Source organism: Paenibacillus sp. FW104-T2 (assembly GCF_058789975.1).
The window spans coordinates 54512-65616 of record NZ_JBYTCE010000028.1; the positions used below are offsets into that span (position 1 = coordinate 54512).

The window sequence follows — 11105 nt, forward strand, 5'->3', positions numbered from 1 at the left end:
CATTTAGTGTAGCATAAAAAACATAATCCAACAAAACAAGTTATAATTTTGTTTGTTTTGTTAGCCAACACGGATTGCAATTTATACCAAAAAAGAGCTCGTCCACTCTTCTGGTAAGAGATGTTCGAACTCTTTTGTCTTATGCCCATTTTATATTCCGGAAGCTCCCTGCTCCCCTAGGTCTGCAGGCAATGTTCCCCGCTTCCTGCGCCAAAACCTGACGTCCAATGTTTTAATTTCTGTGATTAATACACCCAGCAGCATCAATGCGGCTCCCGTATATCCTTGCATCGTCAATGTCTCTCCCTGGAAGCTAAAAGCAAAGGCTGCCGCAAACAGCGGTTCAAGAGAGAAAATGAGACTGGTCCGGGTAGGCGAGGCATGACGCTGAGCCAGTGTCTGGAGGATATATCCAATACCACTGCACAGTACCCCGAGCCCGAGAATAGCCACCCACGATTCCGGGCTATCCGGCAACCGCGGACTCTCAAACAGGAATGTGGACCCGATTCCCCAGAGCGCTGCAACCCCCAGCTGAATGGTGCCAAGCGTTAAGGGATCATGTTTCGGAATATATCTTCCAGCAATCATGATATAAATAGCATACGTTAAAGCAGCCAAAATACACAGGATATCACCGGTATGCAGGCTAAGCTCATGCTGGAGTGTGAGCAGACCAAGTCCGGCAACAGCCACAATAATGCTAATCATCAGCCTTGTATCCGGCATGCGTCTATGTAAGATGGTACTTAGGATCGGCACAAAGATTACGGCCAAACTAATCAGAAATCCTGCCTGCGAAGTCGTTGTCCGCTGTACGCCATAAGTAATCAGTACAAAGGCTGCAAATAATGCAGTGCCCATAATGGTACCTGCCCCAAGTGTTTTCAGATCCATTCGGAACAGTCGCCGGTGGAAAATAACCGCTGCGGCAATAAAAGCGATACTGAAGCGGAATGCGACCAAATTGAGTTCTTGCATGGACTCCAGACCTGACTTCATGAATAAATAGGAGGAACCCCAAATAACGGTTGCGAGCAGCATCTGCAGATCTGCCCTTCTTGAAACATTAACTTGTTTTCCAATGACTCTACCCACTCTGCTTCAACCTTCATTCTATGTATTGTTCTATGTTGAGACCGTACAAATTCAACTCGCCTTGGCAAGTATAAACGATCTCTTTCCATTATAAAAATGAATATTTATAATAGTATTTATGAAATGAATTCATGCATTACTCACCGGAAGGAACGGATTGAATTATGTCATTGGTCAAGTATGAAATTCTGAATGCCGTCGTAGATTACGGAAGCCTTACCAAGGCTGCGGAGGCCCTGAATATTACTCAGTCTGCCATCAGTCATGCCATTGCCAGTCTGGAGTCGGATTGCGGATTTACATTGTTGAATCGAGGCCGAACAGGTGTAAAGGTTACCGCTGAAGGGGAACGGATTCTTGGTTATACGCGTGAAATTTTGCGTTGGAACGAGCTCATGAACCAGGAAATATCACTGATTCGCGGAGCTGAGGTCGGTACAGTACGCATTGGAACATTTGCCAGCGTCTCGACTCAATGGCTGCCTGGAATACTGAAGCAATTCCGCTTGCGGCATCCGGGTATAGAGATCAAACTGTGGGAGGGTGACTATGCTGAAATTGAAGCCTGGCTGGCTGGCGGGGCTATTGATCTCGGCTTTTTATCCCTTGGCGAATCGATGTCTTATGAGAACATCCCATTGCAAAAAGACAGGATGATGTGCATCCTGCCCCTAGGTCATCCACTTGCAGATGAAACTTCTGTATCGTTTGAATTGCTGCTGGAACAGCCTTTTATCCTGCCCCGCTGGGGTGGTGACAATGAGATCGAACGTTTGATTCGGCAGCACGCCGCCAAGCTGAATGTAGTCTATGAAGTTGCTGAAGATCAGGCCATCATGGCCATGGTTCGAAACGGACTCGGGATCAGTCTCCTGCCTGAGATGGTATTACAAGGGCATACGAATGAACTGGCACTTGTACCACTCAGCGGCGACCCTTACCGTACCATTGGGCTAGCCTGCCCTTCTCTTGCCAATCTGTCTCCAGCTACCCGCCGTTTTATTGAAGCTGTACAAGAATGGCTGGCTCATACCCCTTAATCAGGATAGGGGAGTGTGCCTCCCCTTCCTTTAACTCGCATTACTCACAATTTGTACAACGCCGATTCCCCTGATGATGATATGCCAAATAATCCAGCTTCTGCTCAAGCCGATTCATTCTTTCGTTCATCTGTTCCAGTTCTTTATTGGAGCTCATGATATCATCTCCTCTTATTAATGCTGACTTAAAAAATCAGTTTACTCCCAGATGCGATCCAGTTGACCCGAATAAAAGCGGATTGCCCTGCTGTAATCATGTATGCCTTGATCCGTCGATGTATCCGCCAGCTGAACCAGCAGCCGTTTCATGGCTTCCGCATGCTCCCCGGTATTGTAGAGTACCATGGCATAGAAGACTTCAAATTCCCGCTGTTCCGGAAATTCTTTCATTCCCGTTTCCAACCACTTCTTAGCCTGTTCATATTGACCCAAAGTCCGATATGTACTGCCGAGACCCAGAATGGCTCCTGCTCTATCTTCCCCCTTTAATCCCTGGCTTAGCGCTGTTTCGTAATATGGTACGGCTTCGCGTTCCAATCCCAGTGAATCATTTGCCCAGGCCAATTGATACCATACGTCCGCATTGCCCGGTTCCTTCTCCGCGATGGTATGCAATAACTCAATCGCATCCTGCGTCTTGCCTTCCTGTCTTAACCGTATTGCTTGCTCTAGTTGACTCATATCTCTGCACCCTTTTTCCCTAAAATTATCCACTTAAATATGAAACATCTGTTAATTATAACAAAAAAACACCTCTGGTCCTTAATGAGGACAATCAGCTTGTCCACACATTGTTCCATAAGGCGTTCGTTTTGATGAGTTACCTCCAGGTCGTGTTCACAACCATCAAGATAAAAATTAGCATTAGATAGTTAACCGAAATCAAAAAGTTGATTTTGGCCCATTTCTCGTTATCCTGCGTCTTCAACCCGCTAAGGGTATGGATGAACCAGACTACACTGCTTAGCAGCGACACGATCAGAAAAACCAGTCCAACGTAATCATAGTAGTACAATAAAAATACAGCAGGGAGCAGCAGGAACACGTAAGGGACCATTTGAAACTTGGTCCGTTTAATCCCCTTCACAACAGGCAAAAGCGGGAACCCGGCTGCACGATATTCCTCAACCCGCCGAATACCGAGCGACCAGAAGTGTGGCGGCTGCCATAGAAATAACAGTGCAAACAGCAACCATGCTCCCATATCAATCTGATTGGTCACCGCACAGTAACCAATGACCGGTGGCATCGCCCCGGCTATACCGCCAAGAGAAGTGCTCCAGGTAGAGCTGCGCTTCAGCCACATCGTATAGATCACGATATAAGCAAACCACCCAAGAAGGGAAAGCCAGCCTGACAGCGGGTTGACCCAGACGTATAACACGGCGAAACCGGCAACACCCAGAATAATACCGTACCATAGCACAAAGGCGGGACGAAGATGGTTGATATACTCGATGCGTTTTTTGGTCCGCTCCATCTTCTGATCGAGTTCTCGATCCCAGTAATTGTTAATAACACATGCCGATGCGATAACCAGAGTAGATCCAATAATGACAAACAGCAGGGATAACCACGAGATATCCCATTTTGAAGCGACCCAGAATCCTACCGCAACCGCAAATACATTGAGCCGCAGAAGTCTGGGCTTCGTTAATGCAATCATGTCTTTAAGCATGAGAAGCCTCCTGAACTATGTAAAAACACCATTCCAATAATGATACATGTACCTACAATGAATTACAATCTTCTTTAACATTTTGTCATAATCAAAAAAGCATCCCTCACCGTTCTGTCGAACAGGAGGAATGCCTATACTCATCATTTTATGGTATATATTGCTGAACGATTTTCGTAACTTTACCATCTTGAACAGTCAGATGATATGGAAAAGCGGATAAATCCAAAATGCTTTTGTTCCCGTACAATGATTCGAACTTGCTGAGCGATATTGGCTCATTCCATTGAATGTTTGTTCCCTGTACCGTTCCGTCGCGATCATACAGCTGCATCAGCACTTCGGCATTACTGCTTACTTCAATCTTGTCCTGCTCCTTGCTGTCGTTGATAATATAGTATCCATCCGGAGCTCCATCTATACCCGAATCAGGGTTACGCTGATCGAACACTTTATCCGCTTCTTCTCCCTGATACCATCCGATTCTATCCACGATTAAATAGAGTTTGCCATTCTCCTGCTGAAGCTCATCCACATAGGCTGTATACATCTCGGAATTGGCTGCCTGAGCTTCTTTTGCAGAAGCCTGTGAGGAACCGGCACTTTCCTCGGCATTTGCCGGTGTAAGCAAATATGTAGTAAGCACAATGATACCAAGCAACAGTGCAGCAGTACCAAGTATTTTTAATTTCCATTGTTTCGCCGCGTTCTTCATAGGCAGCATCTCTCCTTATATGAACGTTATTCATTCCTTAACCGGAAGGCGTTGGCTTCAAACGGTCATGTGAAAATTCGTTTTCAACTTTTACTAAAATCATCATACCTGTTTACAATCATTTAAAAGTATCAGCGAGATGAAAAATAGTTACAATAAAAAGAACCTTGAATGCCTCGCATCCAAGGTTCTCTTGCTATTAATGAGTGTGCTGTGCAAGACGGACCAGCATATGAGCCAGCATATGTCGCTCCTCTTCCTTACCAACATTCCATAGCTCCTGCAGTAGCTTCTCTTCACGATTACGCGGCTCTTCTTTGGCTGCCAGATAATCTGCTACCTTCTCGGCAATTTTCGCCATTTGCTCTTCACCTAGGCCAATGGATTCTCCCATAGCAATCCGTTTACCCAAATACTCTTTGAATGCATCGAAGTTTTGCAGAATCTGCTCTCTTTCCTCTGGTGCAATTTTGTCAATTGCATTCTCAACCTTCTCCGTTGCCACTTGACCATCTTTATGAATTACATGATTACTCTCATTCATTTTAAATTCCTCCTTGAGCGTAATGATTTGGCTTGTCATCTATAATATAAACGTCTCGCTGGAGTTTAATCAGGCTATTTCAACACTTCATCTATTAACGGGTTGCTGCATTAATTGATCGCCATATGGATATACTTCCCCAAACATACAACAGGGCACTCAGATAAAACAAAACATCAATCGTAAGCCAATCGATCAGCAGTCCGCCGATAATTACCGCAAATCCCGATGCTGCCGACGTCCAAAAATGATAATTGCCAACCGGCTTGCCCCTTTTACCTGGCTTCGTATAGTCTGCAAGCAGCACCCGTTCACTCATTCGCTGCATGGCATTGCAGAGCCCCATGATTATCTGCAGCAGCAATACCCATATGTAGCTTGTAATCCACGGAAAAGCAATCATTGCTCCAGCCATGCCCAGCGAACTCATCATGAGCCATCGCTTGGCATACATGTCCAGTCGAGGGGCCAGCCACTGTGATGCAGCCGCTGAACTGATTGTAAAAACAGCAAAGGCAAGTCCATATTTGGAGAAGCTGTTCCCGAGATTTTTAAGAAACAACAAATAATAAGGATAAATCATACCCGAAGCAAGGGTAACCATGCTCTGTGAACGGACCAACCACTTCATATTCATTTACCGTTCCCTCCGTATTGCTCCATAAAATAGTTCATGAATACATGTTCTGGATCGTACTGTTCCTTCGCTGCAAAGAAATCATCCTTGTAAGCGTAGGCTTGATCGAATTGATCTGCTGTGGCATATGCCTCATAGGGCAAATAATAGGTCCCTTTGAAGCGGATCACTGAATCTATGATCTTCTGCAAACTAGCCTTGAACTTACTCTGTTCTTCGTCCGACAGTGAGGCATGGAATAGGCATACCAGACCGAACATGTCCTCTGTCGCATAGGATAGAACGGCTTCATCGTCTTGTGGCACATAACGAACGGTTATGTTCAGCAGATCGAGTTTCTCTTGGGAAATAATCTCCCCCATCTCCTTAACGAAAGCAGGAAAAGCATCCATAGGGATAAAATACTCCTGCAGCAAGTCGTTAGTGCCGGGCTGATGATATTCCATAAACGCAGATGGAGAAGCCATCGCATTATTTCTACTGATCCTCGTCCCGTCCTGTGAATCGAAATATCGCTGCTGCAGTTCCCAAAACCACTCTCTGCCCCAAACCGTTCCGCGATTAAGGTTGAAAAGAATCTTGGCAGGCAGCACACCAGGTTCACGTACAGACATTTTATTATAATCCTGAAGCGAGGCTCCCGTATCCATCGCATAATTAAGAGCATACATATCGCTAAAGTACCCTTCACCCGGCTGAAGTGAGATGCGGGCCAGATGCATCCGCATGTCCGGATTGCCAAGTACATTGTTACGGAAATACGTTGGGTACGCTGCGGCCTGAATTCGGTCTACGTTAAGTTGATATAATTCATCGTCCGTCAACGTCAGCGTCACATCCAAAATCAGGCCAAAGAGTCCATATCCGCCTAATACCAACGGAAATAATTCCGAATTGGACGAACGACTCACTTCCTGGATCTGCCCATCTGCAGTCAGGAGACGAAAGGACTCCACGCTCTGAATCAGTGATCCGTTGCGAAGCTCCCTCCCGTGGGCATTCACACTAATCGAACCTCCGACCGTAAAGATATTTTGAGACTGCATATTTTTGAGCGAAAGGCCATAAGGATTGATTGCACGCTGCACATCCGCCCATGTCGCTCCGGCCTGAACGGTTATCATTTTGTCTTCCGGTTGAATGTCCAGTATACGGTTATAAGAAGTCATATCAATAATGATGCCGTCCCGGTAATAGGTATGTCCGCCCTGACTATGACGTTGTCCTGCAATGGAGACTGTCAGATGATTCTCCCTTGCATCCTTCAGCAGCTCTACAAGCTGCTGTTCCTGATGACCTTGCACGACTCGTTCCACTTTTACCGGGTGTAGGCGACTGTAGTCTGTAATGAGATATGGATTCTGATCTTCTCCTCCCGTTCTCCAATACGTCCAAATACATAAAACGAGGAGCAGCAGGAGTACACCCATTTTTTTGAACACATAACGACCTCCTTCAACCCAAAACGTTTCAAACCCATTCCAGCGGTTAATCGTTTACATATACATTACAACGTTTGGAGATGTTAAGGAACACCCTAGACCTGATTGAATAAGGAGGATATACGTATGAGTGAACCTAAAAAAGAAAAGAAAAACAAAAATCTTGAGCCAGGTGTCAATACTGTCCTACATCCTGATCCCAACAATCCTGGCCCGACAGACATGATTGAGGATGCGATTGGAGATATCGTGGACAATATTTCTGGACATCCCAAAGACAAGTCGGCAGCAACCAACCGAAATAAATCAAACGAATAGAGTCTCAACCTATTTGCAGCTCAATCAAAAAAGTCCTTCAACCTAAACAGGCTGGAGGACTTTTCGTATGTCTATGAAAGGTAAAGCTAGTCGCACCGTGCTTGTGTCTACAACTGCTTCACCTTGTTTTCGTTTTTGATCTTCTGTAACTCCTTGTGAATCCAGATGGCTGCTATGGAGCCTTCGCCCATCGCTACCGTAGCTTGCTCCGCATGAAGTCCCAAATCCCCTGCAATCCAAACATTCGGGGCAGCCTGCAAACTGCGATGATCGGCTTCAACATGTTTATTATCAGCGATAACGGCTCCGAGCTGCTCTGCCAGCTCGAAATGTACCCGGTTGCCACCAAAAGCAATAAATCCGCGTTCTGATTCATAGATCTGCCCATCTTCGGTCAGTACCCCTGTAATATATCCGTCCTCTGTTTGTTGTACTTCCTGGACCGCAGCCTCAAGATAACGTACACCTGCCTCCTTCATGCTTCGGTGAAGCTCAGCAGAGATTGGTTTCTGTTCATGGTTGATATACAGAAGATCATTGGTACGCTCGATCAGAATCATGGCCATATTGGCACCAGCTTCTCCTGATCCCAGCAATATGGTGCGACGATCCTGAATTTCATAACCATCACAGTCCGGACACACGTAGACTGATCTGCCCAGTGTTGGCCTGAGTCCCGGAATCGCGGGGAAACGGTCACTAAGCCCGGTTGCCAGCAGCACAGTCCTTGCTGAATATAAGGTGCCTGAGGAACCCGTTAATTGAATCTGTTCTCCTACTCGTTCTGCTTTAACAATACGATCCTTTTCAAATGCAACTCCGGTCTTCTGAGCTTGCATTCTGCCTTTGGATCTTAATTCTTCACCTGATATACCCTCTGGAAATCCCAAAATATTATGATAGGTTCGGCACAAGGTTGACCTGCCTTCTCCAGCATCCACCACCAGCACCTGATGCGAACTGTAACGTCCCAGCTGAATGGCAGCCTGAAGTCCTGCGAGTCCGCCACCTACAATGATGCAATCATACTCTCGCAACCTTCATCTCCTCCAGTCCATCCTTTTGTCTTGGTCTCTGTAGATCGCTTCCGATCCTTCTATACATTAAACCGCTCAATCAGACTCAAACGTCCTAGCTCTAGCTTGTACAAAAAATAAATAACCCAAACCGTCCGCATGGTTCACGGTCCGATTTGGGTCCCTTATTCCTTACATAAGATTAACATTAAAATTGATATGATTCAAAACGAGAAGCGTTGGAGATGGCATCCCAGACATCTGCTGTTTCCCCGCCCATATACCAATAAGCCAGCCCCGCTATCTTCCGGTCTGTACTCATTCTAACTTTGGCAGTTAAGGAGCGGCTCTCCTCTGCCCAGATGTATCTTGCCAAGCCGTTATTCGAATAACCAATAACATATTGCTCCAAACTTGCATTCCACTGTCTCACAGAGCCCACAGCACGTGCCCGAGTTCCCTGCTCCGCAAGGGTAATATCCCATGAACCTGTTGCCGGGCTAGCCGATGACCAGTCTCTGGTGTAGAGCGGAAGCGCCAAAATAACTTTGGCACGTACAACGTCTGTAAGCATGGTATCCAGTGCTCTTTCTACCCAAGGAAGTGAGGCAACCGAACCGGCTATAGGATCTCCATTCCAATGTTCCTCATATCCCATAAGGACCATGTAATCGGACACGGCGCCAAGCTTGGCATAATCAAATGCCTCGGTCCAGTCCGTACCCAGATCAGGAGACACATCCACTGAAACGACAGCACCAATCGTATGCAGCGAAGCAGCAAGCGACGTCACAAAAGCAGTCATGCCTGCCCGATCCGCTGGCAATACGTTCTCAAAATCCACATTAATACCATCCAATTGGTATTTCTTCACATAAGCAGTAACTTGAGTGATGACCGACGTCCTGTTGGCTGAACTGGATAACATCTGGTGCGTCAACGCAGCATCAGAACGATTGCCAAGCAGAGGCCAAACTTCCCGATTGGTTGACGATGCCCATGTGAGCAGCGCAGAGTCTGTATGGTCTGTAATCTGCATGCTGCTGTTTAGAAAGAACCACCGGGGAACCAGTGTATTCACCTTGGATTGTTCAACCTGCTTCTTGAATTCCGCTGTAGTGGAGTTATACTGCCAGCCCAGTTGTATTCCCAAGGAATCAGCATTCTTAAGCTGCTGCGACCATTCTTTCTTTTGTAAAATGGCATCCAGCATCACGGCAGCTTCTTCGCGAGTCACCTGATCCTGCGGTCGGAATAAACCATCACTTCCACGCATCAGTCCGAGCTGATATACCTTCTGTACATAAGGCTTCGCCCATACCGAAATATCAGATGCATCAACATAAGTTGTAGACAAAAGTCCTGTAGAACCGGACGTCTGTTTCAGCATTCTCACGAGCAGGGCAGCCGCCTCTTCTCTCGTTATGGATGCGTTCGGTTGAAACGTTCCCTGCCCTTTCCCCTCCAGAATGGATAGATTGGTCATTGCAGAGACATTGCCATAATACCATGCCGTGGTACGGGTATCATTGTATGGACTAATATTATTTTTAACAGGTTTCAAACCGAGCAATCGAACTGCAAAAGTCGCAAATTCAGCTCGTGTCACGGCCTTTTTGGGTTCGAACCTGGTTTCTGACGTTCCGGCAGCAATACCCTCGTTCACCAAATGAGTTATCGCATCTTTCGCATAACTGGTGCTAATATCCTGGAACTGCTGTTTGGCCGTTGCTGCTTCCACCGAGATGGGGAAGACTGGTACTAGTCCAAGTATACATAGAGCAACGAACAAGACTGTTGCCACTCTTCGACCCGCATGTTTCTTTATTCTATTGTTCACATCAAAAAGCCTCGCTTCATTGGAGTACGATCTTACATCATCGTATCAAATTGAAGCGAGGCCGTATGTGTTTAAATGTTGGAAATCTGCCTAAAGCTTAATCCTTATTTGTGTACTTTAACACGCTCTTCAATCGGTTGGAATTCTTTCTCGCCTGGTGTAGCTGTTGGTTTACCAAATGGCATCTGAGCGATCAGTCTCCAGTGCTCTGGAATATTCCATTCTTGTTTCACTTTCTCATCAATCAGCGGGTTGTAGTGCTGCAGAGAAGCGCCAAGACCTTCCTGTTCTAATGCTGTCCAGATCACGAGCTGCAGCATGCCGTTGGATTGATTCGCCCAGATCGGGAAATTATCCGCATAGGCTGCAAAGTTCTGTTGAAGCTGTGCAATCACATTGTTGTCTTCGAAGAACAATATTGTACCGTATCCGCTGCGGAATCCGGCCATTTTCTCAGCTGTGGATTTGAAGGCTTCTGCATCCCCCACCACTTCACGTAAAATTTCTTCAGTGTGGTTCCACAGTTTGTCATGTTGTTCACCAAGCAAAACCACTGCACGGGAAGTTTGTGAGTTAAAAGAAGTTGGCGTATACTTTACGGCTTCCTCAACGATTTCTTGAATTTTGGCATCCGAGATCGTGGATTCCTTGCTGATTCCGTAATAGGATCTTCTGTTTTTCAAAGCGTCAAAGAAAGATTTAGACATAACGATTCGCCTCCACATTGGTTTAATATCAAGATTTTTTAAACTAACATTAGTAACTATAATATAGTAA

Annotated in this window: 12 protein-coding genes; 2 read left to right on the plus strand and 10 right to left on the minus strand. The window is 46.0% G+C overall.

Annotated elements, in window-relative coordinates; genetic code table 11:
* Window positions 1-150 precede the first annotated feature (150 nt).
* The gene (locus AC3WQ3_RS25885; protein WP_336779713.1) at window positions 151-1098 is read right to left on the minus strand and encodes a DMT family transporter; all 948 of its coding nucleotides are present in this window, start codon (window positions 1096-1098) and stop codon (window positions 151-153) included.
* A 164-nt stretch (window positions 1099-1262) separates the two neighbouring features.
* Between AC3WQ3_RS25885 and AC3WQ3_RS25890 the strand changes: the two genes are divergently transcribed.
* Window positions 1263-2138 carry a LysR family transcriptional regulator gene (locus AC3WQ3_RS25890; protein ID WP_492474084.1) on the plus strand — a complete coding sequence of 292 codons (876 nt, stop codon included), beginning with the start codon at window positions 1263-1265 and terminating at the stop codon, window positions 2136-2138.
* A gap of 198 nt (window positions 2139-2336) precedes the next feature.
* On the opposite strand, the gene AC3WQ3_RS25895 is transcribed toward AC3WQ3_RS25890, so the two are convergent.
* The 6 genes from AC3WQ3_RS25895 to AC3WQ3_RS25920 form a co-directional block, all read right to left on the minus strand.
* Window positions 2337-2819 (minus strand): tetratricopeptide repeat protein, encoded by a 483-nt coding sequence (locus AC3WQ3_RS25895; protein ID WP_492474085.1) that lies wholly within the window; start codon window positions 2817-2819, stop codon window positions 2337-2339.
* 139 nt (window positions 2820-2958) lie between these two features.
* Window positions 2959-3816 carry a heme o synthase gene (cyoE, locus tag AC3WQ3_RS25900; RefSeq protein WP_492474086.1) on the minus strand — a complete coding sequence of 286 codons (858 nt, stop codon included), beginning with the start codon at window positions 3814-3816 and terminating at the stop codon, window positions 2959-2961.
* Between the two features lie 148 nt (window positions 3817-3964).
* Window positions 3965-4531 (minus strand): hypothetical protein, encoded by a 567-nt coding sequence (locus tag AC3WQ3_RS25905; protein WP_336779710.1) that lies wholly within the window; start codon window positions 4529-4531, stop codon window positions 3965-3967.
* Window positions 4532-4730: 199 nt separating this feature from the next.
* Window positions 4731-5075: a DUF3243 domain-containing protein gene (locus tag AC3WQ3_RS25910; protein WP_095287616.1), complete on the minus strand. Its 345-nt coding sequence runs from the start codon at window positions 5073-5075 to the stop codon at window positions 4731-4733.
* A 94-nt stretch (window positions 5076-5169) separates the two neighbouring features.
* Window positions 5170-5712 (minus strand): MFS transporter, encoded by a 543-nt coding sequence (locus tag AC3WQ3_RS25915; protein ID WP_492474087.1) that lies wholly within the window; start codon window positions 5710-5712, stop codon window positions 5170-5172.
* Window positions 5709-7154 (minus strand): FAD-binding protein, encoded by a 1446-nt coding sequence (locus tag AC3WQ3_RS25920; protein ID WP_492474088.1) that lies wholly within the window; start codon window positions 7152-7154, stop codon window positions 5709-5711. Before AC3WQ3_RS25920 ends, AC3WQ3_RS25915 begins: the two co-directional genes overlap by 4 nt.
* A gap of 126 nt (window positions 7155-7280) precedes the next feature.
* Here AC3WQ3_RS25920 and AC3WQ3_RS25925 point away from each other — a divergent pair, with 126 nt between their 5' ends.
* Entirely contained in the window at window positions 7281-7472 is a 192-nt protein-coding gene (locus AC3WQ3_RS25925) for a hypothetical protein (protein ID WP_154893513.1), read from the plus strand.
* A 107-nt stretch (window positions 7473-7579) separates the two neighbouring features.
* Here the strand turns inward: AC3WQ3_RS25925 and AC3WQ3_RS25930 are convergent, their stop codons facing one another.
* The 3 genes from AC3WQ3_RS25930 to AC3WQ3_RS25940 form a co-directional block, all read right to left on the minus strand.
* Window positions 7580-8509 (minus strand): NAD(P)/FAD-dependent oxidoreductase, encoded by a 930-nt coding sequence (locus AC3WQ3_RS25930; protein WP_127536162.1) that lies wholly within the window; start codon window positions 8507-8509, stop codon window positions 7580-7582.
* Between the two features lie 187 nt (window positions 8510-8696).
* Window positions 8697-10328: an S-layer homology domain-containing protein gene (locus AC3WQ3_RS25935; protein WP_492474089.1), complete on the minus strand. Its 1632-nt coding sequence runs from the start codon at window positions 10326-10328 to the stop codon at window positions 8697-8699.
* A 104-nt stretch (window positions 10329-10432) separates the two neighbouring features.
* Complete coding sequence (locus AC3WQ3_RS25940) at window positions 10433-11035, minus strand: nitroreductase family protein (RefSeq protein ID WP_153978099.1); 603 nt, start codon at window positions 11033-11035, stop codon at window positions 10433-10435.
* Window positions 11036-11105 lie beyond the last annotated feature (70 nt).

Bases quoted from the DNA above. Each gene is read 5' to 3' on its own strand.
- AC3WQ3_RS25905 (WP_336779710.1), bottom strand. From the start codon at position 4,531: ATGAAGAACGCGGCGAAACAATGGAAATTAAAAATACTTGGTACTGCT.
- cyoE (WP_492474086.1), bottom strand. From the start codon at position 3,816: ATGCTTAAAGACATGATTGCATTAACGAAGCCCAGACTTCTGCGGCTC.
- AC3WQ3_RS25895 (WP_492474085.1), bottom strand. From the start codon at position 2,819: ATGAGTCAACTAGAGCAAGCAATACGGTTAAGACAGGAAGGCAAGACG.
- AC3WQ3_RS25910 (WP_095287616.1), bottom strand. From the start codon at position 5,075: ATGAATGAGAGTAATCATGTAATTCATAAAGATGGTCAAGTGGCAACG.
- AC3WQ3_RS25915 (WP_492474087.1), bottom strand. From the start codon at position 5,712: ATGAATATGAAGTGGTTGGTCCGTTCACAGAGCATGGTTACCCTTGCT.
- AC3WQ3_RS25940 (WP_153978099.1), bottom strand. From the start codon at position 11,035: ATGTCTAAATCTTTCTTTGACGCTTTGAAAAACAGAAGATCCTATTAC.
- AC3WQ3_RS25925 (WP_154893513.1), top strand. From the start codon at position 7,281: ATGAGTGAACCTAAAAAAGAAAAGAAAAACAAAAATCTTGAGCCAGGT.
- AC3WQ3_RS25890 (WP_492474084.1), top strand. From the start codon at position 1,263: ATGTCATTGGTCAAGTATGAAATTCTGAATGCCGTCGTAGATTACGGA.